The sequence below is a fragment of the Bradyrhizobium sp. STM 3557 genome, from assembly GCF_045571465.1.
Classification (GTDB): Bacteria; Pseudomonadota; Alphaproteobacteria; order Rhizobiales; family Xanthobacteraceae; genus Bradyrhizobium.
In genome coordinates this window covers 4,984,521-5,010,451 of the sequence record NZ_CP120697.1, presented here as the reverse complement: position 1 = coordinate 5,010,451, position 25,931 = coordinate 4,984,521, and the positions used below count along the sequence as shown (strand labels likewise).

Below are 25,931 nucleotides of genomic sequence, written 5' to 3'. Positions count from 1 at the left end.
TGTCAATTGGGCTTGGCCGCGGCGGCCGCACTGCCTTGCGCTCATTCAGCCGAGAAACTTTTCCCAGGGATGCACGCCGATTCTTGTCTCGAACTGCCGATCGAGCTTATCGAGAAGTTGTCGCAGCATCGCGGTTTCCGCCTCGTCGAACTCGCCAGTCAACTCTTGCTCAAGGCGCATCGTAAACGTCTCAACGTCTTTGTAGACCCTGCGGCCCTCCGCCGTGAGGCTGAGGCTTGCACGGCGCCTATCCTTTTTGTCGACGTCGCGTCGGATCAGCTTGCGGCGCACCAACAGCTCGATGGCGCGGGTGACCTTGAAGGCGTCAGTCGATGTCAGTGCTGCCAGCTCCTTCGCCGTCAATGGCTGATAACGCGCGATGACAGCAAGACACCGCCACGCCGGCATGGTCAGGTCGTGGCGGGCCACATACATCTGTGCAACGTAGTTGCCCACGCGCGTGGCGATACGACTGAACCGATAGCCAATCCAATGCTCGAGCGGAATGACAGGGGCTTTGCTCTTCATGGGCTGGCTGCATTCCTTTGTCTTCGTGGAGGTTTGTCGCGGGAACTATAACAACGCCCTGTCTGCGTCTCAATGAGCGCCACGTCTGCGAGGCGGCGATGTCGTTGACGTGGATCAAAATAATTGCATAATGCAATTAATTTGAAATCGTGCAGTGCACGCAAGAAAATCCGGAGGAATGCATGTCCAAGGCGACGGATGGCCATGATTTGACGCGCGTCGGGCCGGGCACGGTCATGGGCGAGATGATGCGGCAGTACTGGATTCCGGCCGCGCTTTCCTCAGAACTGAAAGCCGATGGCGACCCGATGCGGCTGATGCTGCTTGGCGAGCCTTTGATTGCGTTCCGTGACAGTTCGGGCCGGGTCGGTGTGCTCGACCACCAATGTCCGCACCGCTGCGCCTCGTTGTTCCTTGGCCGAAACGAGGATAACGGAATCCGCTGCGTCTATCATGGCTGGAAGTTTGACGTCGATGGCCGCTGCCTGGAGATGCCGAATGTGCCTCCGCCGCAGGATTTCAAGGAGAAGGTGCGCGCCAAGAGCTACCGCGTGAGGGAGCAGGCCGGGCTGATCTGGGTCTACATGGGCTCACGGGCGGAAGCGCCGGCGCTGCCGAAACATGAAGCCTTGTTTGTCCCCGAGCAGGACCTGACCATCACCATGCTGCAGCGCGAAGCCAACTGGCTGCAGGGACTTGAGGGGGATATCGACACCTCGCATTTCGGTTTCCTCCATGCCGGACATATCAAGGCCGAGGATTTCGAGGAGGGGCATCCGGCTCGCCATACCGTCGCCAACCGCGCCCCGGAATACAAGATCGCCGACACCGAATGGGGCACGATGTATGGGGCCTACCGGCCCGACGCAGGCGGCAGAATGCACTGGCGGATGGCGCACTTCTCGCTGCCGTTCTGGACTCAGACGCCGAACGCCGATTTCGCCGATCACGTCGTGGCGAAGGCATGGGTGCCCATGGACGACACGCATACGATGCTGATCTCGATCTATGGCGGCCGAGCCAAGGGAGCCACCTATTCGTCCTCGAAGCTGAAGTCGGGCGGGGGAATTGGCGGTGCCGATCCGCTGGAATATCTGCCCAACAGCACGGATTGGTTCGGGCGCTGGCGGCCGGTGCAGAACGCGGGCAACGACTGGCAGATCGACCGCGAGGCGATGCGCAGCAACCGCATCTATTCCGGCATCCGCAACATCGTCATGCAAGATCAGGCGGTGACCGAGAGCATGGGGCCGATCGTCGATCACACCAAGGAGCATCTGGCTCCAAGCGATATCATGATCTCGCGCACGCGCCGTCGGCTGCTCAATGTGGCACGCGCCTTCGCCGAGAATGGCACCGTGCCGCCGGGCGTCGACGACTCTGAAGTGTTCTGGAAAGCGCGGGCGGGTTCATTCTATGCGGATGCGAAGGTCGACTGGCTGGACGCATATCAGGAGCAATTGAAAGCGGCTATTCGCTGGCCGGCACCCGGTCAGCAGGCGGCGGAGTAGGACGATGTCATTGGGCGATCGGGCGCCACTCCCGTTGATTACCCGGCGCGCGGCTCTGCTCGGCATCGCAGGTGCCTCCGCCATGCTCTCGTTGCCGCAATCGGCCCGCGCAGAGGATGAGTGGGGCAAGCTGGTTGACGCCGCGAAGAAGGAGGGCCATGTGGTGCTGTACAGCGCCTTTGTCGGCCTTGCTGTGCATCAACAGCTCAAGAAGGATTTTGAGGCGAACTACGGCATTACAGTAGACATTCTCGAGGCCCGCGCCAGCGAGGTGCGCGAGCGCATCCGTATCGAGCAGGCCGCAGGCCGCTTTGTCGCCGACGTATCGGAGAACGGACGGACCACCACCACCTTGCAGATCGCGCAGGACCACGTGTTCGATCCGTATGGCTCCCTTCCGAGTCTTGATCATCTGAAGCCGGAGTTCAAGAACGACGAGATTCGCCTGCCGGTGTTCGCGATCATCTATGGCATTCTTGTCAATACGAGGCTCGTCAAGCCCGAAGCCGAGCCCAAGAGCTGGCTCGACCTTGCTGATCCGCGCTGGAAAGGCAAAATCCTAAGCGACGACTTCCGCGCCCTCGGCGGTGGCGGGGTCCTGTTCTATGTTCTGCACGAGCATTTCGGCCGTGAATTTCTCGAAAAGCTCGCAAAGCAGGAGATCCGATTCAGCCGCGAAATTCCGGCCAATGAGCGCCGGATCGCTCGCGGTGAACTTCCGATCTATCTGCCTGATAGCCTGACCTCGATGCCGGAACTGAAGGGGCTGCCGGTCAAGCTCCTCGCGCCGAGCGAAGGCATGCCCTATGTCGGCTACGATCTCGCGCTGCTCAAGAACGCGCCCCATCCCAATGCCGCCAGACTGCTGATGGAGTACTATCTCGGCCAGAAGATGCAGCAGAGCTTCGCCAATCTCGGTCTGCTTCCGGTCACGACGGACAGGCTATCCGAAGTCAATCCTTCGATGGCCGAGCTGGAAAGGAGCAAGCTGCTTGGCACCACAGACGCCGCGCGGATGGACAAGATGCTGGCCGTCGCGCGGGAGATGTTTCCGTAAAGATTTCGCACTCGTGCTCGATGAACGCTGGAAGGCCGAGGTGGACAGCCCATGACAGGAAACGCAGCCAAGACCGAGCGCCGCAAGCGATATGCGGGCGCGATCGATTGCGATCTGCACCCCGCCGTTCCCGGGATGAATGTTCTCTTGCCCTATCTCGACGATTACTGGCGCGAGATGGTTGCTGTGCGGGCTCTCGACCGGCTTAACCTCAGCCTCACCAGCTATCCGCAGAATGCGCCCTTGTGCTGTCGCCCCGATTGGACACTTGGTGAAGGAAAGAAGCCAGGCTCTTCGCTCGAGGCCATGCAGGACCACGTGCTCGATCGTTATGAGGCGCGATACGGCATCCTCAACTGCCTGTATGGTGCTCAGGTCCTCCACAGCGAGGACATGGCCGCCGCCTTTTGCCGCGCGACAAATGACTGGATCCGCGACGAGTGGCTGAGCCGCGACCCGCGGCTTCGCGCCTCGATCGTCATCCCCGCGCATAACGCCGAGCTTGCGGTTGCGGAGATCGAGCGCAGGGCCGACGATCACCGCTTTGTGCGGGTCATGATGCTGGTCTCAGGCGAACTCACGCTCGGTCGCCGTCAGCATTGGCCTATCTACCGCCTTGCAGAACGGCTGGGACTTCCGATCGGCGTCCACGCGGGGAGCGCCTATCGTTATGCGCCGACATCGGTGGGATGGCCGTCGCATTACGTTGAGGACTACATCGCGCAGTCCGCCGCATTCGAAAACCAGCTGCAAAGCATGATCGCCGAAGGCGTGTTCGCCAAATTTCCTGATCTGAAAGTGGTTGCCATTGAATCGGGCCTGACCTGGCTTAGCGGGTTTATCTGGCGCGCCGACAAGACCTGGAAGGGGGTGCGCGCAGAGGTCCCATGGGTGACGCGCGCACCTTCGGAGATCATTCGTGATCACGTTCGCTTCACGGTGCAGCCCATTGATGCTGCCGATGAACGTGAGGCGATCGCTCGCCTTGTCGACCACGTGAAGTCCGACAACCTATTCCTGTTTTCGACCGACTATCCCCATTGGCAGTTCGACGAGGACGCGGCGCTGCCTCAGGATCTTCCGGACGGTCTGTTTCGCAAGATCCTGAACGAAAATGCGCTTGCCACCTATCCACGTTTAGCAAAGGCCCATCAGACCACGGAGATTGCGCGATGACCATCATGGACGTGGAACGAAGCCAATCAGCCAAATACAAGCTCCACGTCATCGACTGCGACATTCATCCGGCGATGACCTCGTGGAAGGAGATTCATCCCTATCTGGAAAAGCGGTGGATCGAGCATCTGGCGGTCTATGGCAGCCATCTGCGCCACGCCTTCTCTGAGGCGCTGTCGCACCCGCGGATGTCGCCGGATGCCGCCCGCGTAGATGCCTATCCGGAGGAGGGCGGGCCGCCCGGATCGAGCCTGGACTTGTTGCGGAAGCAGCATCTCGATCCCAACGGGGTCGAGATCGGGATGCTGATTCCGCTGCGCTGGAATCCGGGCAGCCAGCGCAACCTGGATCTCGGCGTCGCGTTGACGCGGGCGATGAACACGTGGCAGGTCGAGCGCTGGATCAGGCAGGAGCCGCGCTTGCGCGCGTCGGTTCTCATCGCGCAGGAGGACACCGAAGGCGCCGTCGCGGAGATTGATGCGCGCGGGGGCGATCAGAACTTCACCCAGATCCTGCTCCTGCCGCGGACCGACGAGCCGATCGGACGGCGCCGATACTGGCCAATCTTTGAAGCCGCCGTTCGCAACAACCTGCCGATTACGATCCATGTCGGGGGGACAGGCGGCCATCCCTCCACGGCGGGAGGCTGGGCGTCCTACTACATGGAAGAGCATCATATGGTCGTGCAGGCCATGCAGGGTGTGCTGGCGAGCCTGGTGTTCGAAGGTGTGTTCGAGCGTTTCCCCAAGCTACGCATCGTCATCATGGAGGGAGGCCTTGGCTGGATCCCCTCGTTCAACGCGCGAATGGACAAGCATTGGAACAGGCTGCGCAGTGAAGTGCCTCAGGTGAAGCGGCCGCCGTCCGAGTATATCCGCGAGCAGGTGTGGTTCACGACCCAGCCGATGGAGGAGCCGGGAAGCTCGGCGGCCCTGATCGATCTCTTTGACCGGATTGGCTGGGATCGGCTGCTCTTTGCGACTGACTATCCGCATTGGGATTTCGATGACCCGCGCACCGCGTTCAAGGCAAACCTGACCGAAGCACAGCGCCATCAGCTGCTCTATGGCAATGCTCGGACCTTCTACGGGTTTAGCGAATGACACGGCATGTCGTTGCCACCGTCGACCAGATTCCGCCGGGGCAGCGGCTCCTCGTCAACCTGGGCGGCCGGGAAATCGGCATCTTCAATATCGCGGGCGAGTACTTTGCGATCGGAAATCGCTGTCCTCACAACGGTGCGTCCTTGTGCAAGGGACGCATCGTCGGTCTCGTGGAGGCCAGTGAACCAGGCGCGTATCAGGTCAGCCGGCGTGGCGAGTTTGTGCGGTGTCCATGGCACGGCTGGGAGTTCGATCTGCGGACCGGCAAGTCGCGCTGCGAGCCCGACCGGACCAAGGTGCGAAGCTATGACCTGAAGGTCGAGCCGGGCGGCGCGCTTACCGATGACACGCTGAGGGCCGAGACCTTTCCGGTGTCGGTCGAGCAGCAATATGTCGTGGTTGAGATCTAACGATGCGCGGCCTGGAAAGAAGAAAAGGGGAGGAGGGATGATGATGAACATGCTCCGGGTCGCAATTGCCGCCTGCCTGGTAAGCCTTTCTGTTCCGGCGTTGGCCCAGGACGACTGGCAGAGTGTCGTTGACGCCGCGAAGAAAGAGGGCAAGCTCGTCGTCTACGACATGGCGCTTGGCGCGCCCTATTTCGTTGCTGTCCTGAAGTCGTTCGAGACCAAATATGGAATTCCCGTCGAAAGCCTCGATCTGCGGGCCAGCGAGCTGGCGGAGCGGATCCGGACGGAGCAGTCCGCGGGCCGCTATCTCGGCGACGTGGAGATCATCACCACGACCATGATCGAGGAGCAGCGCCAGACCGGCGATTTCATCGAGAAGCTGCCGCAGATTCCGAACGCCGCCAATCTCCGCCCGCCATTTCGCGCTGACGAGTACAACGTTCCTGCCTACGTTCAGCCGATGGGCATCCTGATCAACACGAAATTGGTGAAGGATCAGGATGTTCCGACAAGCTGGAACGATCTGACCGATCCAAAATGGAAAGGAAAGATCTTGTCCGACGACATGCGGCCGCTCGGCAGCGGCAATACCATGTTCGCAATCCTGGAGCACCAGATGGAGGCGGGCTTCAACGAGAAACTGGCGGATCAGAAACCGGTGTTCAGCCGGGACATGCGCAATGATGCCCGTCGTGTCGCGCGGGGTGAATACCCGATATACGTGCCGCAGATCTTCGCCTTTACCTCGGACCTCAAGGGGCTTCCCCTTAAGGTCGTTATCCCCAAGGAGGGCGCTCCCTACGCGGAAATGGATCTGGCGGTTTTGAAGAACGCGCCACACCCGAACGCCGCGCGGCTGTTCATCCAGCATTTTCTGTCGCCGGAATCGCAGCTCATCTATGCGAACGCATGGATGCCGCCCGTGATCGCCGGAGTTGCCGAACGCGCAAATCCCGACGCTCAGCCCTTCGCCAGCGCCAAGTTGATCGGTCCGGCGACGCTGTCGGAGCGGCCATCAATGATGGCTTTGGCCAAGAAGCTCTATCCATAGAGTTCCGGCATATGGCGATCTCGGCGGACGAGCGTGTCGGGGAGGCGGGCAGGGCATCACGCGGCAGCCTGATCCCGAGGCCCCGGTGGGTACAGTCAAATTGGACGAGCCGGACGGCGGCCCTGGTTGTGCTCGGTACAATCCTCGCCTTTCTGTCTGTCTATCCGCTCTCGATGCTGCTCTACGGGAGTCTCCATTCGACGCCGCCCGGCATGGCCGGGACCTTCAACCTGAACGGCTACGGCGAGGTCCTCACTTCACAGAGCCTGATCACACTCGCAAATACCATCGGCATATCGCTCGCGAAGACGATCCCGTCGATCGTGCTTGCGGTGCTCCTGGCCTGGATCCTGGCGCGCACCGACACGCCGTTTCGCGGCGCACTTGAAGTGTTGGTCACGTTGCCCTTCTTCATCCCGCCGATCCTGACGGCGATGGCCTGGGGCATGCTGGGCAATCCTCAGGTCGGGCTTCTCAATCAGCTCTATCAGTGGATAACGGGATCGAGCGGCTCACCGATCAATGTCTACTCGTATGGAGGCGTGGTCTGGCACATGATGCAGTATTCAGTGCCATTCCTGTTTCTTCTGATCGTCGACGCGTTCCGCGCGATGGATCCGAGCCTCGAGGAGGCGGCACGGATGTGCGGCGCATCGCGCTGGCGCACGTTCCGCTCGGTGACGCTCCAGCTGATGCTGCCAGTCTTGACCAGCGGGGTGATCTTGAGCTTCATCCGCGGGATTGAGAATTTCGAGTCGCCGCTGTTCTTCGGAACGCCGGCTGGCATTCACGTTATCACGACTGAGATCTACGATTCGATCAACCAGCGTTCACCCCCGCAGTACCAATACGCAACCGCGGCCAGTTTCGTCATCATGGCGTTGATGTTTCTGATCGTGCTGCTGCAATGGCGCCTGCTGCGCGGGCGCAGCTTTGTGACCGTCAGCGGAAAGGGCTATTCTCCTGGCCTCATCAAGCTGGGCAGGTGGCGCTGGGCCACTTTCGGATTCTGCATCCTGTTCTTCATCGTGACCGTCGTGCTGCCCGTGAGCCAGCTCCTGATCGGATCGTTCTTCAAATTCTTCGGCTTCTATGAGTGGGAGATGCTCACGCTCGACCATTACCGCGAAGTATTTGGGAGTAGCGAGTTCTGGCGCGGATTCGCAAACACAATGCTGCTCGGCCTGATCGGGGCCACTCTGACGATGGTGCTCGGCGGCGCCGTGGCCTACGTGTCGGTTCGCACCAAATGGCGTGGCCGCTCGCTGATCGATGCCATGGCCTGGCTGCCGTGGATGATGCCGGGAATTGTGCTTGGCGTCGGGTTCCTCTGGGGCTTTGCTCTGCTGCCACACGCGATCCCGATCTATGGCACGATATGGGCGCTGCTGCTGGCCTATCTGTCTCTTGGCACGCCTCTCTCCGTGCGCGTGATGTCGAGCGCCTACGCGCAGCTTTCTTACGATCTGGAAGAATGCTCGCGCGTGCACGGCGCGAACTGGCTGCAAACCATGTGGCGCATCATGCTCGCGCTGGCTTGGCCGTCTTTTGCGGTGGGCTGGGTCCTTGTCTTTTTTGGAATCATGCGTGAGCTCAGCGCGTCCGTGCTGCTTTATTCGGTCGGATCGGAGGTCCTGTCGGTCGTGCTTCTGAAGCTCTGGGCCAATGGCAATGCGGAGCAGGTCAGTGTCATCGGACTTCTGATGATGCTCTTGGTCATCCTGTTCCGATGGCTGCAGCTGAAGCTGCTGAAACGCGCCGTGACATAGGAAAGCCCGTGATGTCCAACGTCGTTCTCGAAAGCGTCAGCCGCAATTTTGGCGATTTCGTCGCGGTCAGCAGCCTTGATCTCCGGGTCAACGAGGGTGAGTTCGTGACGCTGCTAGGTCCTTCCGGCTGCGGCAAGACGACGACCCTGCGGATGGTCGCGGGCCTCGAGCAGAACACCAGCGGGCGCATCAGCATCGGCAACGAAATCGTAAGCGATGCCGCACGCGGCATTTTCGTGCCGTCCGAGCGCCGCCGTCTCGGCATGGTCTTCCAGTCCTACGCGATCTGGCCGCACATGACGGTCTTCGAGAACGTCGCCTATCCTTTGCGGGTTCGCCGGCGTCCCAATGCCGAGATAAAGGAGGCTGTTGCCAAAACGCTGCACCTTGTCGAGATGGAGGGATTTGCGCAAAGACCGGCTCCGGCCTTGTCAGGCGGGCAGCAGCAACGCGTCGCGATCGCGCGGGCGCTCGTCTTTGAACCGAAAGTTCTCCTGCTCGACGAGCCCCTCAGCAACCTGGATGCAAAGCTGCGTCTGCAGATGGGTGACGAGTTCAGGGCGATCCAAAAGCGGCTCGGTATGACCACGCTCTACGTGACCCACGATCAGTCCGAAGCAATGTCCCTCTCAGACCGCGTCGTCGTGATGGACCGCGGCCGTATCCAACAGATTGGTGCGCCGGAAGATATTTATCGATTTCCTGCCAACCGCACCGTCGCAGCGTTCTTCGGAACGCCGAATTTGTTGGATGCTCAGGTCACCGCCTGCTCGCGGATTGACGGCCAGCGGGTCCGTCTCGAGGTCGTGGGACGAGGCTGGAGCGGTCCCTGTGAAGCCGCAAACGAGGTACGGCTCGGGCAATCCGTCACGGTCATGGTCCGCCCCGAAGACGCGCGTATTGCCTCGATTGACATGGCAGCTGACGAGCAGGGATTGAGGTGGTCCGGAAGAGTTGCCCATACGACGTTCCGCGGTGCGACCCGTTCGGTTGTTGTCGAGACCAACACTGGCCAATTCAATATTGATGCGTCCGCCTGTAACAAATACGTCATTGGTGACGATGTGAGCGTCTTCGTCCCGCAGCAGGCAGCCTGGGCCGTTCCAGCCCCAGTGGCTAATGAGGCAGAGGGGCATGTGAGGCGCGGAAGGGCGTCCGCTGCCATGCCCGCCGGAGCCGCCGATGCTCGCAGCCGCAATACCTCCTCGTAGCTCCAGACCTCGACCATCGTGAGCACCGGGCGGAAAATACTCGGCCGGGCACCTGCTACGTGTAGGCACCAGCACAGACCTGTGCGCAGGGTGACGGCTGCCGATCGATAAGAGCATTGTGTAGCGTGGGACTGCTTTCGCGCTGTCTCAGCGGGCGGCCAGCGCTTATGGTGGAGGCAGAACGCCGAAGGCTGTGAAGTAGCGAGTACAACAGGCTGCGCCTGCACGTGCAGTAGTCTGGGTCTGTGGTCGCGATCGTCGTTCTTGAGAATGGCTGTACTCCCGTCTTGAACCGCCGGTTTGGTCAGGATGGATTTGCATTCTTCGATCCGCCCGCTGCGATTACCCGACGCACATAAGGTCCGGACAAGGGCCAAGCTGGACAAGCTTGTATCATCATCAATACGACTCTGATCCGAGAGGCCGTATATTGCTTCCACCAAAGTGCAAAGTTGAGATCGCCGTTACACGTGAGCCGCCCGCTTGCTGATGCACGGCCACTACCAGATTAGGTAGCTCCACAGCCGCCTCCTCCTGTGACTATGATCCCATTGCAAGCTTGCGCTGCTCATTGAGCTCGAACGGCTCTGGACCATGGGAGCAGCGGCAATGGGGAATTGGAGCATGCGGCGGCAGATTGCATCATTCGACGAGGTCCCACCGTGCTCTCGAGATGTCGCAACGTCCGACAGAACGGCTCAGAGAACTAGTCCGAACGGAGCGATTGCTTTAGCGCGGCCTGATCCGGCGCAGTCATCGGGCACGCAAGCCGGCAGAAATCGCCGCGCGGCAGCAGCGATGGGTGCCGTGCGCAGCAAATCGCTCATCCTGCTGGCAGGTGAGACGGGCTTCATCGGCTTGCTCAAATATATAGTCGAAGACAATGGCTACAGCTGCATCTTGGCTGACGACCTCTCTGGGGCGCCGGCTTTAGCCGCAGCCGAGCGCCCGGATTTGATCGCCTTGGACGCCAACCAGCTAGATGGCCAGGCGGAGGCCGTGTGTGATCGAATCTATCAAGATCCCATCACGCGGCCTATTCCGGTTCTGATCATGACCGCGACTCTGGTGCGTTCGACCGAGCGCGCGCCGCCCATCGAGCCTGCAAGTGTCATCCTGAAGCCCTTCTTGCCTGAGGCGTTCCTAGACAGAATTCACGGCCTGCTGCGCCAGACGTCTGCGCCGGCGAGCACGAATGTGCTTCGGTTCGCGGACATCATCATGGAACTCGAGGCTCACCGCGTCTACCGAGGACGACGCTCCGTCAGTCTTGCGCCCATCGAGTATCGCATTCTGCAGCAGCTGCTCCAGCATCCGCGGAAGGTTCTCTCTCGTGGCCGCATCTTGGCGACTGTTCGGGACGAGGCAAACGCAGCTTTGCGATCAGTCGACGTTCACATCAGTCGAATTCGAAAGGCCTTATGCGGTCAAGGCGAGCCGAACCACATTCGTACAGTCCGTGGCATTGGCTATTTGGTTGATGCCGGACCCGATAATGCAGGAACACGCGCCGTTCGATCCCATTCCGCCCGCGCAGGCGGCTGAGCTCCTGGCGGGCAATCGCGCTGCAGCATAAGTGGCATTTCGTCAAGCCAGCGGTACGACCTGGAGCGCAAAACATTTCGCATCTCCTTCTAGAACCGGTGAGGTCACCGCCATGGACCAGTTGATCTTGGAACGGACCGATCGCTTAGCTGCCCCGAGCAGTTGGCGAGCAATGTTGGATCTCTACCGTCTGATGTGTCGCATCAGAGCCTTCGAGATCGCTGCGGAGAAGGCGGCAGCGGAAGGACACATCCGGGGCATGATCCATAGCGCGGTCGGTCAAGAAGCCGTAGCCGCCGGCGTGTGTGGCAATCTCAGGCGCGAGGATGTCATTACGAGCACGCACCGCAATCATCACCACGCGCTCGCGAAGGGCGTTAACCCGACGGCGATGATGGCCGAGTTGTTTGGGCGGGAGATAGGCGTCTGTAAGGGGAAGGGCGGCTCGATGCATATTGCCGATTTTGCTGTCGGCATGATCGGAGCGAATGGCGTCGTCGCGGCCAGCATTTCGATCGCTGCTGGCGCAGCACAGGCGCTGCGCATGAAAGGTTCGGATGCGATTTCGGTTGCGTTTTTCGGTGACGGCGGCATGAACCGCGGACAATGCCTCGAAGCGTTCAACTATGTCGCGGTCAATCGGCTTCCCGTACTGCTGGTGTGTGAGGACAATGGGTGGGCTGCTACCACCCGAACATCATCGGTGAGTGCGGGACCCGGGATGGTGTCCCGCGCGCGGGCTCTGGGAATCGAGGCCGAGTCGGTCGACGGAAACGACATCGAGGCCGTCGATCAAAGGACGCGGGTTCTGGTCGACTTGGTGCGCTCCGGCTCAGGTCCGCGGCTGCTCCACTGCCTCACGTATCGGCTTCGCGGTCATACCTGCGCGGACCAGGCGACTTACCGCCCGAAGTCGGAAGTCGAAACGCGCTGGCGCGATGATCCGATCGAACGGTGTCGCGAACTGCTAAGCCGGCGAGGTACGCCCCCTCATGAAATCGAGCTGATACGAGCAGAGGAGGAGGATCTCATTGCTGTGGCCGTCGCCCAATCGCTTGCGGCTGCCTGGCCAGACGCGGGTGAAGCCTATCTGGACGTTCAAACGGCTGGAGCGGCGTCATGACGGGTACAACAATGACGGTGGTCGAGGCCGCACGCTCGACGCTCCAGACAGAAATGCGCCGGAATGCCGACATCTGGGTCTTGGGGGAGGACGTGCGCCACGGAGGCGTGTTCGGCCAGTACAGAGGCCTGGTCGACGAGTTCGGTCCTGAGCGCATTGTCGATACGCCGATTGCCGAGGCGGCGATGGTCGGAGCTGCCGTCGGCGCTGCTCTCATGGGAACGCGCCCTGTCGTTGAGACGCGGTTTTCTGATTTCGCGCTGTCCGCTGTGGATGAGATCGTCAACCAGGCCGCCAAGATCCGGTACATGTTCGGAGGCCAGGGCAAGGCGCCACTGGTGGTTCGGATGCCCTCAGGCCTGCGCCGCGGTTCGGCAGCACAGCATTCCCAAAGTCTTGAAGCCTGGTTCGCCCACGTGCCTGGGTTGGTCGTGACCGCTCCTGCCACGCCAACTGATGCTACGGGTCTGCTTCTGACCGCGCTTCGTGGTGAGGATCCGGTGATGCATCTCGAGGCCAAGGAGCTCTGGAATTTTTCCGGTGACGTACCGGAAGAGGTCGTGCCCATTCCATTTGGTATTGGCAAGGTGGTGCGATCCGGGACCGATTTGACAATTGTCTCGTGGGGCGTCGCGCTCCATGAGGCGATACGCGCCGCCCAGGAGCTGGAAGATCGCTGCGGGGTGTCAGCCGAGATCATCGATCTGCGAACATTGTGGCCGTGGGACGAGCAACTCGTTCTGTGGTCAGTGGCGCGCACCCGCCGCTTGGTCGTCGTACACGAAAGTGTGCGAGACGTGGGGCTGGGCGCCGAGATTGCGGCGACCGTGGCCGAGAAGTTGCATGAGACACTGCGATCGCCGGTCCGCCGCGTTGCTTCGCCGCGCATACCGGTCGGCTACTCGCCGCCTCTTGAGGATGTTTATCGCGTCCAGGCGCACAAGATCATCCAAACGGTTGCGTCAATGGTCGCAATCGATCCGGCGAGCTCGCCTCAGGTGCCGGGCAGGCTTGCTCCAACTGATCGATATTGACGCGCTGAGCCGTAGCTCTGGCGGGATGCCGTATCGGGCGGCTTGGACCTTACACACTGTTCGGACAAATGGCGCTCCATCCGTGGAGCGCCGCGGGGCGGGCTGGTTCACCCGTTCAGCCGGCGCATGCTGCGTCGATTGATTAAAAGGAAGACGGCGATGGATCTTGAAGAGTGGGAGCGCGTTCGCGCGCAGCAAACACATATTCCAGTTGGCCATAACCAGGCGATCGGGTTGACACCGATAGCCAGCACGGAAGCAAGTTTGGACGAACGAAATTCACTGGCGGGGACAACAGCCTTGATCACCGGAGCAACCGCCGGAATCGGTGCCGCCTGCGCCCGTCGCTTCGCTTCTCATGGCGCTCGTCTCGTCCTGGTCGGAAGACGTGCACATCGTCTCGGACCCTTGCAGCATGAACTCGGCAAGCTCGTTCCGGTCCACACGATCGAGCTCGACATCCGAGATCGCAGCGCAGTGCAACAAAGGATCGCCGATCTTCCGGCCGAGTTCGCCAGACTCGACGTGCTCGTCAACAATGCCGGCGTAGCGCTTGGACTCGATCCGGCCCAGTGTGGTGACCTGGATGATTGGATGACCACGGTCGAGACCAACATTATGGGGCTGCTATATTGCACCCATGCGGTTCTTCCCGGCATGGTCAGCCGCAAGAAGGGTCACATCATCAACATGGGATCCGTGGCCGGCTCGTATCCTTATCCCGGCGGCAATGTCTATTGTGGGACAAAGGCCTTCATCCATCAGTTTTCCCTGGCATTGCGCGCCGATCTGCTCGGTACAAAGGTCCGTGTGACGTGCATCGAGCCGGGCAAGGTGCAGTCAGAGCTGGCGCATGTGCGCTTTAAGGGAGACGCAGCGAAGGCCGCAGCGGTCTACGCGGACACAGACCCGATGATCCCGGATGATATCGCCGAGGTCATTCACTGGTGCGTGACGCGGCCTGCGCATACCAACATCAACAGCATCGAGTTGATGCCGGTCGATCAGGCCTTCAATCCACTTGCCGTTCATCGCGTGCGGAAGTAGGCCGCAGTTCGGCTGTCTTGCGCATAGCCAGACGGCCTGCACTTGCGTGCAACGATCGCAATCAGCACTCGCAGCCATACACCGATCAATCCCGATGCCGATCGGCTCGGCGGTAGACCTTGGGAGGTCGAAGTGAGAGCGCTCGCCTGGCTCGGACGGCATGCGACGGAAGCGCTGGTCGCTGGCGTCATCATTGGTCTGATATTGCCGCACCTTGCTGCTGTGCTTCAGGGGTGGCTTTCACCATTGGTGTTCGTTTTTACCGCGGCTGCGTTTCTCAAGGCCGACATCCAACAGGTTGCGCTTGCGGTCTGGCGCCGGCCGCTGCTCCCGGCGCTGTTGCTTGTATGGCTGCTCGTGGCGGTGCCGCTGGCTGCCGCAGGGATCATTCATTGCCTCCATGTACCAGTGCAGTTGGCCCAGGCCTTGATTGTTTGGGCGGCATCGCCTTCGATGACAGCGGCCATCGTATTCGCGGCGTTGCTTGGTCTCGATGTCGCCTTGGCGACCAGCTTGGCCACGCTCAGCATCATCGCAGTGCCGCTGACGGGTCCCTACCTGATCAATTGGCTTGCGGGTGTTGCCGCCGGGATGGACGTGTTGGCAATGATCGGCCGCATCGGAGCTTTCATTGGCACGGCGCTTGCCGCGGCCTGGGTGGTGCGCCGTCTGGCGGGCCAGATCGTGCTCGAAAAGAAAGCGAATGAGCTCAACGGAGCCATCATCATCCTTCTGGTTCTGTTTGGCGTTTCTCTCATGGGTGGCGTAAGGGACCGGCTCATGAGCGATCCCGGTCACATCATCGAGTATGTGGCGGCTGCCTTCATAGCCAATCTTCTTGTCCAGATCGCCAGCAGCATTCTGTTCGTCTGGGCTGGCTCATGGCGCAGCGCAACCGCAGCACTGGTCTCCGGCAACCGCAACATGTCCGTGCTCTGCGCCAACTTGGGCGCTGCCTCGACGCCGGACATCATGTTGTTTTTTGCGACCAGCCACGTTCCAATCTATGTGCTGCCTTGGATGTTGCGAAAGGCTTACGACTGGGCTGGCCGCAGTTGCGGTGCAGAACCACGCCACGGGCTGCTCCGCTCCTAGCAGAATTTGTGCAGTGAAGGCGTCGAAAGGACCGCCGACCATGGATAACAGGATGACACAGCAGTCCGCGACACGACGATGGATCAACCGGCCGCAAGGCTCGAATTGGGGAGACTTCGGCGAGGATGACCAGATTGGCCGGCTCAATCTCCTCACGCCAGAAAAAGTTCGGCAAGCGGTTGCCGAGGTCCAGACGGGCCGCGTGTTCTGCCTCAGCCTTCCGCTTGATTTCCCGGGCGGAAGCGCCCTTGCGCCGCACCGATTCCCGCCGCAGCTCCGTCCCACGGAACGGCACGGCCAGAGCTTCTTCAACTATCCGTTCAGCCGCGAGGGCCACGACTGTCGTGACGCTGGCTGCGACGATGCCGTTCTCCTCTGTACGCAATATTCGACTCAGTGGGACAGCCTCGCTCATATCGGGCAGATGTTTGATGCCGACGGCGACGGCGTGGCAGAATTGGTCTACTACAACGGATATCGCGCAGGAATCGAGGTACGGGCGCCGTCAGAGCGCACAGATGGTCAGCCAATGGCGATCGGCATCGAGAACATGGCTGCCACCGGGGTGCAGGGGCGGGGAGTCATGGTCGATCTGGAGCACCATTTCGGCAGATCGCGCAGGCACGTTGGATATGACGACCTGATGCGGGTCATGGATACGGATGGCGTGGTGTTTGAGCACGGGGACATATTGTGCCTCCACACCGGCTTTTCGGCCATGTTACTCGAGATGCAGCGACAACCCGATGCCGAGATTTTGCACAATGCGTGCGCTGCGCTCGACGGGACGGACGAACGTCTCCTTCAGTGGATCACCGATAGCGGGGTCGTGGCAATTGCCGCCGACAACTATGCGGTTGAAGCTATTCCATCGCGGAAAGTGACAGGGGCGCGGTCGTTCGTCCCGCTCCATGGGCATTGCTTGTTCAAGCTCGGCGTCCATCTCGGGGAGATGTGGCACTTCGCCGAGCTGAATGCCTGGCTCAAACAGCACCGGCGCCAGCGCTTTCTGCTCACAGCGCCCCCTCTGCGCCTGCCCGGGGCGGTTGGCTCGCCGGTGACCCCAGTCGCAACGGTGTGACAACTCGCACGGTCAGAACGACGGCGGCACCCGACCAGGAGTTTTAAGGGGCGCGCTTGACAGCCTCCTTGCCGTTCTGCAATTCTTTCGCATAACGGAAACAAGTGTTCCGCATGATGGTACGCTTGCTGGTTTGGGAGGAGCCGATGGGGGTTCAGCCTCGGTCCGATGCGACGGTTTCACGCGAGCTCGGTGCAACTTCTTCTCGGGGGCGGGTCCAGGGCAAGGTCGCGCTCGTCTTCGGTGCCGGCTCGTCCGGCCCTGGTTGGGGAAATGGAAAAGCGGCGGCTGTGCTTTATGCCCGTGAGGGGGCCACTGTTGCTGCGGTCGACCTTCACCTCGCGGCGGCAAGAGAGACCCACGACCTCATTCGCGAGGAGGGCGGGCGAAGCCTCGCTCTCGCAGCGGACGTGACATCAGCCGATGCGGTGGCAAGCGTTGTCCGGCAGGTGATCGATGCATTCGGCGCCATCGACATCCTGCACAACAATGTGGGCATCACGTCCATGGGGGACGTGATCGCAGCCAGCGAGGAGAGCTGGCGTCAGGTCATCGATACCAACCTTACGAGCGCGTTTCTCACGTGCAAGCACGTGCTGCCCACCATGCTCGCACAGGGGCGCGGCGCGATCGTCAATGTGTCATCGCTCGCGTCCATTCAGGTCAATAGCTACCCGTACATCTCCTATTATGCGGCCAAGGCGGGATTGAATCAGTTCACCCGGGCCATGGCAGTGCAGTATGCGGCTCGCGGTGTTCGCGCCAACGCAATTTTGCCCGGAGTCATAGACACGCCTCTTATTCGTACGCAGATCGTAGGTCGCTACGAGGATACTGAGGCCATGATGAAGGCGCGTCACGCCGCAAGCCCGATGGGCCGTATGGGCGACGCGTGGGATGTCGCCCGCGCAGCACTCTTCCTTGCTTCCGATGATGCTGCCTACATTACCGGCGTCTGCCTTCCGGTTGATGGGGGCAAGAGCTGCGTTGGCCGCTGACCTTCGGGGTTAATGACCGCTCGCATCGCTTATCCTGCGGCCTCTTCGCGCATCGAAAGAGAAGGCACCTTTGTGCTCGCGGCTGTCGTGGTCAACAAGCGATTAGCCAGGTGCTTACGCCAATTGGCTGAGCTCCAGGACGAGTGAACCTTGCCCGTTCCGCAGCGACATGGCGAGCGCAGGACAAAGCAGACTTCTTTGCAACCTGGAGCGAAGCATACCGGCAGCCCGATTGGTCAGATCCGTCCGATGAGCGCAGGTCGCACAAAGACTTGCAGCGCCATTGGTCTCTCGACGCACGATTGCCCGGCAGCGCGCCGTGGCGCGTCCCGGTATCATGCGGTCGGTCTTGAGAAGCGACATTGAATTCTGGATCAGACCTTTCGTCTCGCTTGGCGTACGCCCGCGCGGTCTTGCACCGATGCGGCTGCAGGCGTTTCAGTTCGTTGGCCCGCCTCCATCGTGCCGGCACGAAGCAGCGCTGCCAATTCGGCGGCCTCCTGCTGGAGGAGGGCTGCAACCTCGGCAATGCGATCTCCACGCAGGCGTTCTGCGATAGCCGCGACGCTGAGCGCGGCGATGGGCCGTTTTTTCATATCAAGGACGGGGACGCCGACGGCGTTCATGCCCTGAACGACCCGCCCGTCGTTGAACGAAAATCCGTAGCGGCGGGTCTCCGCGATCATCGCCGATAATTCGCCGGGCCCAAAGCCTGGGTACTCGGCAAGCCAGCGCTGGTTGCCCGCTATGATTCTGTCGATATCGGCATCGGGAAGGAAAGCAAGCAGGGCGAGGCTGCCTGAGCCCACCCCGAGCGGGCGTCGATTTCCGACATCAAGTGAGAGCGTGCGAATGGGGAAGGAGCCTACTTCTCGTCCGACGCAAACAGCGGCCAGTCCATCCTGCACGGAGGCGAAAGCCGTGTCGGCCGTGATGCTCGCTATTCGTTCCAGAAGCGGGCTCGCGAGCGCCGCAACGCGCCCATGGCGCGCCGTTCCCGACAACAGCTCGAGGCCGACCCCGAGACGATAGCGACGTGATGCAGCATCCTGGGTCACATAGCCAACATCGCTCAACGCCCCGAGCAGACGGTGGACGGTGCCCTTGCCCAATCCGGTACGGCGCGCAAGGTCGCTCAACATCGTGCCTTGATCACCGTCGCGCGCAAGCGCTGTCAGCAGCCGAGCCGCCCGATCGATGGTTTTGACTGCGGCGCCCTCCGCCGACTTCTCAGTCTCTTCGGCTACGTTGATCTGTTCCATCCTGCCCATTCCGCTCGGCAACCTTTCGCTCCGATATCACCAATCGGCCGATGCCGGAGTCCTGTTTGACAACGACGCAGCGGCCCTGTAGTTGTTTCATATAACAGAAACAAACGTTCCGCTAGATGGAACGGTCGCGAGGAAGCCAAAAAGGGGAGGTTTGGTGGCGATGGCAGCTCTCATCCCGAGCCATGCGGTCGGGTTGCGCCGTGCACGAGCGCGCCGATGCGGTACCCACGCTGCGCGTCCTCCTGGGTCAGCGCGCAGTTGTCCGCGCTACGGCGGACCAGGCTCAAGTCCTAAAGCTTCAGATTAAAAAACAGTCGGCTCTATGCCTTCGGATCGGGAGAGGACGCCATGTACAAGCTTAACCGCCGAGGTTTTCTCGCTGCAGCGGGCCTCGGAACAATTGCCTGCCCTTTCATAGGAGTGCGCTCGGCCAGCGCAGCACAGTACTCACTGAAATACGCGGGCGATGTCAGTGCCGATCACCCGCTCACGCGCAACATTGCGGCGGCTGCGGAGAAGATACGCGCGCGAACTGACGGTCGCGTCGAGATCCTGATCTTTCCGAACAGTCAGCTCGGTTCGGAGATGGACATGCTGACGCAGCTGCGAGCTGGTGCGATTGACTTATACACGATCTCTGGTCTGGTGCTGTCGTCCCTCGTTCCTGTCGCAGCCATCAACGGAATCGGCTTCGCGTTTCCCGACTACGCGGATGTCTGGAAAGCGATGGACGGGGCGCTTGGCGGGCACGTCCGCTCCGCGATCGACAAATTCGACGTAATAACTCTCGATCGCATCTGGAACGGTGGTTACCGGCAGATCACCTCGAGCGCCAAGCCAATCCGGACTCCTGCCGACCTCGAGGGCTTCAAGATTCGCGTCCCCGTCAGCCCGCTCTGGACGTCGATGTTCAAGGCCCTCGGAGCCGCACCGACCAGCATCAATTGGGGAGAAGTCTACACCTCTCTTCAGACCAAGGTGGTGGATGGCCAGGAGACGCCCCTGGTGAGCATCGAGAGTGCCAAGCTCTACGAAGTACAGAAATATTGTTCGCTGTCCAACCATATGTGGGACGGCTTTTGGCTTCTTGCGAACAAGCGCACGCTGGCGGGACTGCCAGAGGACATCCGCAACATCCTCGTTCAAGTCCTGAATGAGCAAGCACTGGAGCAGCGCGCCGAGGTCGAGCGGCTCAATCTGCAGCTAAAGGATACGCTTGCGGGCCGCGGCCTCATCTTCAACGAGACACAGCCTGAACCCTTCCAGCAGACCTTGCGCGTCAAAGGATTCTACGACGAGTGGAAACGCCGCTTCGGTGAAGAGGCCTGGACGTTGCTTGAAACCAGCACCGGAAGGAAGCTCTCATGATCCACATGGAGCATGCGATCGACATCGGATCGCGCAAGCCAAGCAACACTGGCATCGTAGCGTGGTCCCGCGATATCGAACAGGTACTGGGCCGCGTTGTTGAACTGGTCACGGCGACTTTGGTCGCCATCGAGATCGTGATCCTGTTCGTAGGCATTGTCGCGCGCTACGCGTTCCGCACCCCACTTCTGTGGTCGGACGAGGTCGCCTCAATCCTGTTCGCCTGGCTTGCCCTGCTTGGCTCAGCCTTGGCTTTTCGCCGCGGCGAGCACATGCGCATGACGGCGATCACGGACAGGCTGGTACCGGCGGCGAGGGACCATTTGGAGACGATCTGCACCTCGCTCTCTGTCGCATTCCTTGTTCTGATTCTGCCGGCATCGGTCGATCTGGTCTATGAGCAGCATCTCATGCTGACACCGGCGCTTGAAATTCCAAGCTCCTGGCGCGCCGCCGCGCTGCCGACCGGAGTAGGGCTGATGGCTCTGTTCGGCGCGATGCGGCTCTTGCAAGCGGCAGATCTGCGGCGAGCCGCGGTCGCCGTTCTGACCGTGATGCTGGCGATTGTGGTGATCGGCAGCCTTGCACCTTTCTTTGCCGGCCTCGGCTACCTCAATCTTCTCATCTTCTTTGTCGGATTCGTCGTTGCGATGGTATTCGCAGGGGTTCCGATTGCGTTCGCGTTCGGCCTTGCCACCTTCGCATACGTCTCTGTTGCAACTCACGCTCCGATGTTGGTGGTGGTCGGCCGCATCAACGAGGGGATGGGGCATCTCATTCTGCTGTCGGTGCCCTTGTTCATCTTCCTTGGCATGCTGATCGAGATGACAGGGATGGCACGCGCCATGGTGCAGTTCCTGGCGAGTCTGCTCGGACACGTCAGGGGAGGGCTCTCCTATGTCCTGATCGGCGCGATGTATCTGGTGTCCGGCATCTCGGGTGCAAAAGCCGCCGATATGGCCGCTGTCGCCCCTGTGCTGTTCCCCGAGATGCGTGAGCGCGGCGCGAGAGCGGGCGACCTCGTGGCGCTTCTGGCCGCCACCGGGGCCCAGACCGAAACTGTGCCGCCGAGCCTCGTGCTCATCACACTCGGCTCGGTCAGCGGCGTCTCGATTGCCGCCTTGTTCACAGGCGGCTTGCTGCCGGCTCTGGTGCTAGCGATCATGTTGTGCGCCGTGGTGATGTATCGCTACCGGAACGAAGATCTCTCCGGTGTGCGGCGTGCCAGTCGACAAGAGATCGGCCGCGCCCTTGTCGCCGGTCTGCCAGCGCTGGCGCTCCCCTTCGTCATCCGCGCCGCAGTCATGGAAGGCATTGCAACCGCAACCGAGGTGTCGACGATCGGTGTGGTCTACGCGATGCTGATCGGGCTGCTCGTCTATCGCAAGTTTCCATGGCGATTGCTGCTGCCCAGATTGGTCGACACCGCGGTTCTTTCAGGCTCCATCCTGTTCATCATCGGTACCGCAACCGCAATGGGGTGGGCACTGACCCAATCCGGCTTTTCGCAGATGCTGGCGAAGTCCATGGCAGGTCTGCCGGGCGGAGCCGGCACCTTCATGGCCGTTTCCGTCCTCGTGTTCATAGTACTCGGCACCGTGCTCGAGGGGATCCCGGCCATCGTGCTGTTTGGGCCGCTGCTGTTTCCCATTGCGCGCGAGCTTGGCATTCATGAGGTCCAATACGCGATGGTGGCAATCCTCTCCATGGGGCTTGGCCTGTTCGCTCCACCATTTGGCGTCGGCTACTACGCGGCATGCGCGATTGGGCGCGTAAGACCCGACGAAGGCATGGGACCGATCTGGGGTTATCTGCTCGCGCTATTGGCTGGCATCGTGCTGGTTGCGGCGGTGCCCTGGCTGTCGATCGGTTTCATTTGAGCGCGCCCCCCAGTTGGAAGGCAACGGAAGATCTCATGCGGCGCTGGATCAATCGACCCGAAGGTTCTAACTGGGGAGAGTTCGGAGAGGACGACCGGTTGGGGCGCCTCAATCTGCTTACCCCGCAGAAGGTCCGCCAAGGCCTCGCCGAGGCGAGAGAAGGTTTGACCTTCTGCCTCAGCCTGCCATTGGACTATCCCGGCGGCCAGGTGCTGGCGCCGCATCGGCTGCCACCGAAGCTGATGCCGACGCGACGTAACGGGCAAGAGTTCTTGAATTACAGTTTCAGGAGGGAGGGGCCTCACTTCTTCGATTGCGGCTGCGACGATGCCGTCCTGCTCTACACCCAATATTCGACGCAGTGGGACAGCCTGGCACATGTCGGTGCCTTCTTTGATGCCGATGGCGACGGCATTCCGGAGGCGGTCTATTACAACGGCTTCCGCGGCACCGTGGATTCCGGCGATCCTTGTCCACGAATGCAGTTGGCAACGACTGCTCTCGGCATCGCGCATATGGCGGAGCGCTGTATCCAGGGCCGCGGAGTCATGATCGATCTCGAAGAAGCGTTCGGGCAGAAGCGAACGCTCGTCGGCTATGACGCGCTCATACAGGTGATCGATAGACATTCCATTACTATCGAGCCGGGAGATATTCTCTGTCTGCACACGGGTTTTGCCGAGCTCTTGCTGGAGATGAAACGGCAGCCCGAGGCAGATCGGCTGCACGCCTCTTGCGCGGTGCTCGACGGAGCGGACGAGAGGCTCTTGCAGTGGATCACGGATAGCGGCGTCGCAGCCATTGCGGCGGACAATTATGCTGTGGAACAGATTCCCGCCAGGACCGTAACCAAAGGAGAGCGCTCCTTCGTTCCTCTCCACCACCACTGCCTTTTCAAGCTTGGTGTCCCGCTCGGCGAGCTCTGGTTCCTCGGCGATCTCAATCAGTGGCTCCGGCAGCATCGTCGAACGCGGTTTCTATTGACCGCACCGCCGCTTCGATTGCCCGGAGCGGTCGGCTCGCCGGTGACACCCATCGCGACGGTGTGACGATGCGAAGTATCGTTGTAGACAGCATTACGCAATTGCCAAGGGACTGCGGTGGCCAAACAGTCATCGCAGCATCTCATGGCGGGCTCTATTCGGCCAACTGCGCTCTCGCGGCTGCAGTGAAAGGTGCGATTTTCTGTGATGCTGGCATCGGGCGCGAACGGGCCGGTGTTGCCGGCGTTTCATTTCTTGACGCCAATCAGGTCCCGGCTGCCGCTATCGGTCATGCTTCGGCGCGCATCGGCGACGGGGCGGATTGCATGTCACGTGGCATTCTCTCCGTTGTGAATGAGGCTGCTCGACGTATCGGGATCAGGGCCGGCATGCCGGCCTCAGTCGCCGTCGCGATGATGCAGGCCATGGAGCCGCCGAGCGCGAAAACTCCTTGGCATTCCGGCGATCCTTCGGACCGGTGCGAGTTCGATCGGCCTGAACACCAGGTTCGCTTCGCGATCGAGGAGTGCCTCCCTGTACCCGTCGTGGCAATTGATTCCAATTCGCTTGTTGCAGAGACTGACTCGCAATCGATCGTCTTAACCGGCTCCCATGGCGGACTGCTCGGCGGCCGAAGCGACCGCGCCATCAAGAACCGGGTCTTCGCTGTCGTCTATAACGATGCGGATGTGGGCGCGGACGGAGCGGGGATTTCACGCCTTGGTGCGCTCGAAGACTTGAGGATCCCGGCTGCAACCGTAAGCGCCTGGAGCGCCCGCATCGGTGACGGGCGATCAACTTATCAGGAAGGCTTCATTACGCATCTCAATGACAGCGCAATCGCGCTCGGCGGCGAGCGAGGCATCTCTACCAAGACCTTTGTCGCACGCCTGGCGGAGGCATGGATTCAGGGCAAAAGGAGCGAAAAGTGAACCAGACGATCGATCCCGCACAATTTAACACACAGCGGACAATGACCGGCGGCCGTGCGCTGGGGGAAATGCTCAAGCTCTACGACGTCGACGCTCTGTTCGGCATGGGAGGCTTTCAGCTCCTGCCATTCTACGAAGCGTGCCGTGTCCTGGAGCTGAACCATGCGCTCATTAATGACGAGCGGAGCGGTGCCTTTGCAGCGGATGCGTATGCCCGAGTCACCAATCGGCCCGCGGTCGTCGACGCCACGCTGGGGCCGGGCGCGACCAACCTCGTGACCGGATTGGCCGAAGCCTTCAATGCGGGAATTCCTCTCATTGCCATCACGGGCAATACCAACCGAGAGCACTCCTGGAAGAATATGACCCAGGAAGCCCGACAACTGGAGATCTTGCGTCCTGTCGTGAAGGAGCTCATTCGCGTCGAAGTTCCCAAGCGAATCCCGGAACTGGTGCGTCGCGCCTTTGCAGTCGCAACCTCAGGCCGGCCTGGACCGGTTCTGCTGGACCTGCCCGAGGACATCACTCATGCAGAAATCGCCTTTGATGCAGCCGACTTCTGGGCGGACCACCATACGGTGAAAGCACAAGCCCGTCGCTTCCGTCCCGATGCCAAGGACGTGCTTCGCGCGGCGGACCAAATCGCTACGGCCGCGCGCCCGCTGATCCTGGCTGGCGGCGGCGTTCATCTCTCCGATGCTTACGATGCCCTCCTCGCGCTTGCGGAGCGGCAAAGCATTCCGGTGGCTCATACGATGTCGGGAAAGGGGGCGATCGCCTGTACACATCCTCTTTCAGCGGGCCTGTTTGGACGTTATTCGCGCATAGCGAACGAGCTCATTGAAGCCTCGGATTGTCTGGTCGTCGTCGGATGCAAGCTGGGTGAGGTAGCAACGCGACGGTTTCAATTGGTTGGACCGGGTAAGGCTGTGATCCACATTGATATTTTGCCGGAAGAGATTGGACGCACCACGCCCGCCTCGATCGCGCTTGTAGGAGACGCTCGGCTCGCCTTGCAAGATCTCTCGGTCGCTCTGGAGGAGAACACAGACAACCTGGTCGACAGGTCCGAGTACGTTGCCGAAATTCCGCGCCGCATGAGTTCGTGGCGGCAATCGGCGGCGGACCGCCTGCAGTCTCGTGAGGTGCCGATCAATATCGGGCGCATCATGGGGGAGCTTAATGCTGTCATGCCCGAAGATGCAATTCTCGTGGCAGACGGTGGTTTTGCAGCGCATTGGGGCGGACTGTTGTTCGATACCAAGCGCGCAGGTCGAGGTTTTGTTGCGGACCGCGGGTTTGCCTCGATAGGGTACGGCGTTCCCGGCGGTCTCGGTGCACAACTCGGTGCCGGCCCCAAGCGGCGGGTGGTCGCCCTGACCGGTGATGGCGGATTCAACATGTCAATGGGCGAGCTCGAGACGGCAAGGCGCCTTGGCGCAAATTTTGTGACATGCGTCTTCAACAATGCCGCATCCGGATACGTGAAAGCGCTCCAGCATGCCGTGTACGGCCCGGGAAACTATCAATCTTCCGATCTGATCGAGTTCGATTACGCTGCGATCGCGCGCGCGATGGGATGTCAGGGGATCCGTGTCACCGACCCGGACGAGCTGCAAACCGCCCTGCGGCAGGCGCTGGCCAACACGAGCTCACCGACGGTGCTTGACATCGTGGTCACACGCGATCCAGCTAGAATGCTGCCGGCTGCCGACAACCGGACTCTGACCGTGAGCAAGGGTGACAGGCCGGTCTGAA

General features: G+C 61.0%; 22 protein-coding genes. 20 read left to right on the top strand and 2 right to left on the bottom strand.

What is annotated here, in order from left to right:
• Positions 1-45: 45 nt before the first annotated feature.
• Positions 46-528 (bottom strand): MarR family winged helix-turn-helix transcriptional regulator, encoded by a 483-nt coding sequence (locus tag P6U24_RS22975; protein WP_407154775.1) that lies wholly within the window; start codon positions 526-528, stop codon positions 46-48.
• Between the two features lie 182 nt (positions 529-710).
• On the opposite strand from P6U24_RS22975, the gene P6U24_RS22970 reads away from it, so the two are divergent.
• The 15 genes from P6U24_RS22970 to P6U24_RS22900 all read left to right on the top strand — a co-directional run bounded on the left by P6U24_RS22970 (position 711) and on the right by P6U24_RS22900 (position 17,739).
• Positions 711-2,039: a Rieske 2Fe-2S domain-containing protein gene (locus tag P6U24_RS22970; protein ID WP_407154774.1), complete on the top strand. Its 1,329-nt coding sequence runs from the start codon at positions 711-713 to the stop codon at positions 2,037-2,039.
• Positions 2,040-2,043: 4 nt separating this feature from the next.
• Entirely contained in the window at positions 2,044-3,096 is a 1,053-nt protein-coding gene (locus P6U24_RS22965) for an ABC transporter substrate-binding protein (protein WP_407154773.1), read from the top strand.
• 51 nt (positions 3,097-3,147) lie between these two features.
• Positions 3,148-4,272, top strand: coding sequence for an amidohydrolase family protein (locus tag P6U24_RS22960; protein WP_407154772.1), 1,125 nt, complete (start codon positions 3,148-3,150; stop codon positions 4,270-4,272).
• On the top strand, positions 4,269-5,375 hold the full coding sequence (locus P6U24_RS22955) for an amidohydrolase family protein (protein ID WP_407154771.1): 1,107 nt from the start codon (positions 4,269-4,271) through the stop codon (positions 5,373-5,375). Before P6U24_RS22960 ends, P6U24_RS22955 begins: the two co-directional genes overlap by 4 nt.
• Entirely contained in the window at positions 5,372-5,785 is a 414-nt protein-coding gene (locus tag P6U24_RS22950) for a Rieske (2Fe-2S) protein (RefSeq protein ID WP_407154770.1), read from the top strand. Before P6U24_RS22955 ends, P6U24_RS22950 begins: the two co-directional genes overlap by 4 nt.
• Positions 5,766-6,836, top strand: coding sequence for an ABC transporter substrate-binding protein (locus P6U24_RS22945; protein WP_407154769.1), 1,071 nt, complete (start codon positions 5,766-5,768; stop codon positions 6,834-6,836). Before P6U24_RS22950 ends, P6U24_RS22945 begins: the two co-directional genes overlap by 20 nt.
• Before the next feature lie 11 nt (positions 6,837-6,847).
• Entirely contained in the window at positions 6,848-8,605 is a 1,758-nt protein-coding gene (locus P6U24_RS22940; protein ID WP_407160558.1) for an ABC transporter permease, read from the top strand.
• Positions 8,606-8,616: 11 nt separating this feature from the next.
• Complete coding sequence (locus P6U24_RS22935; protein WP_407154768.1) at positions 8,617-9,816, top strand: ABC transporter ATP-binding protein; 1,200 nt, start codon at positions 8,617-8,619, stop codon at positions 9,814-9,816.
• 798 nt (positions 9,817-10,614) lie between these two features.
• Positions 10,615-11,361, top strand: a complete 747-nt coding sequence (locus tag P6U24_RS22930) for a winged helix-turn-helix domain-containing protein (protein WP_407154767.1) — start codon at positions 10,615-10,617, stop codon at positions 11,359-11,361.
• Positions 11,362-11,473: 112 nt separating this feature from the next.
• Positions 11,474-12,484 carry a thiamine pyrophosphate-dependent dehydrogenase E1 component subunit alpha gene (locus P6U24_RS22925; RefSeq protein ID WP_407154766.1) on the top strand — a complete coding sequence of 337 codons (1,011 nt, stop codon included), beginning with the start codon at positions 11,474-11,476 and terminating at the stop codon, positions 12,482-12,484.
• A complete protein-coding gene (locus tag P6U24_RS22920) occupies positions 12,481-13,518 on the top strand; it encodes an alpha-ketoacid dehydrogenase subunit beta (RefSeq protein ID WP_407154765.1) in 1,038 nt (345 codons plus the stop codon). Before P6U24_RS22925 ends, P6U24_RS22920 begins: the two co-directional genes overlap by 4 nt.
• Before the next feature lie 159 nt (positions 13,519-13,677).
• Positions 13,678-14,565 (top strand): SDR family NAD(P)-dependent oxidoreductase, encoded by an 888-nt coding sequence (locus tag P6U24_RS22915; RefSeq protein ID WP_407154764.1) that lies wholly within the window; start codon positions 13,678-13,680, stop codon positions 14,563-14,565.
• Positions 14,566-14,607: 42 nt separating this feature from the next.
• Positions 14,608-15,660, top strand: a complete 1,053-nt coding sequence (locus P6U24_RS22910) for a hypothetical protein (protein ID WP_407154763.1) — start codon at positions 14,608-14,610, stop codon at positions 15,658-15,660.
• A 52-nt stretch (positions 15,661-15,712) separates the two neighbouring features.
• Positions 15,713-16,741 carry a cyclase family protein gene (locus P6U24_RS22905; protein ID WP_407154762.1) on the top strand — a complete coding sequence of 343 codons (1,029 nt, stop codon included), beginning with the start codon at positions 15,713-15,715 and terminating at the stop codon, positions 16,739-16,741.
• A 113-nt stretch (positions 16,742-16,854) separates the two neighbouring features.
• Positions 16,855-17,739 carry an SDR family NAD(P)-dependent oxidoreductase gene (locus P6U24_RS22900; RefSeq protein ID WP_407154761.1) on the top strand — a complete coding sequence of 295 codons (885 nt, stop codon included), beginning with the start codon at positions 16,855-16,857 and terminating at the stop codon, positions 17,737-17,739.
• A gap of 374 nt (positions 17,740-18,113) precedes the next feature.
• Here P6U24_RS22900 and P6U24_RS22895 read toward each other — a convergent pair whose 3' ends face one another.
• Positions 18,114-19,001: an IclR family transcriptional regulator gene (locus tag P6U24_RS22895; protein WP_407154760.1), complete on the bottom strand. Its 888-nt coding sequence runs from the start codon at positions 18,999-19,001 to the stop codon at positions 18,114-18,116.
• Positions 19,002-19,358: 357 nt separating this feature from the next.
• Here P6U24_RS22895 and P6U24_RS22890 point away from each other — a divergent pair, with 357 nt between their 5' ends.
• The 5 genes from P6U24_RS22890 to P6U24_RS22870 are packed head-to-tail and all read left to right on the top strand — an operon-like array spanning position 19,359 to position 25,930.
• On the top strand, positions 19,359-20,378 hold the full coding sequence (locus P6U24_RS22890; protein WP_407154759.1) for a TRAP transporter substrate-binding protein: 1,020 nt from the start codon (positions 19,359-19,361) through the stop codon (positions 20,376-20,378).
• Between the two features lie 5 nt (positions 20,379-20,383).
• Positions 20,384-22,258 carry a TRAP transporter large permease subunit gene (locus P6U24_RS22885; RefSeq protein ID WP_407160557.1) on the top strand — a complete coding sequence of 625 codons (1,875 nt, stop codon included), beginning with the start codon at positions 20,384-20,386 and terminating at the stop codon, positions 22,256-22,258.
• A 35-nt stretch (positions 22,259-22,293) separates the two neighbouring features.
• Entirely contained in the window at positions 22,294-23,307 is a 1,014-nt protein-coding gene (locus P6U24_RS22880) for a cyclase family protein (RefSeq protein ID WP_407154758.1), read from the top strand.
• Positions 23,308-23,309: 2 nt separating this feature from the next.
• Positions 23,310-24,173, top strand: coding sequence for a hypothetical protein (locus tag P6U24_RS22875; RefSeq protein ID WP_407154757.1), 864 nt, complete (start codon positions 23,310-23,312; stop codon positions 24,171-24,173).
• Entirely contained in the window at positions 24,170-25,930 is a 1,761-nt protein-coding gene (locus tag P6U24_RS22870; protein WP_407154756.1) for a thiamine pyrophosphate-binding protein, read from the top strand. Before P6U24_RS22875 ends, P6U24_RS22870 begins: the two co-directional genes overlap by 4 nt.
• The last annotated feature ends 1 nt before the right edge of the window (position 25,931 follow it).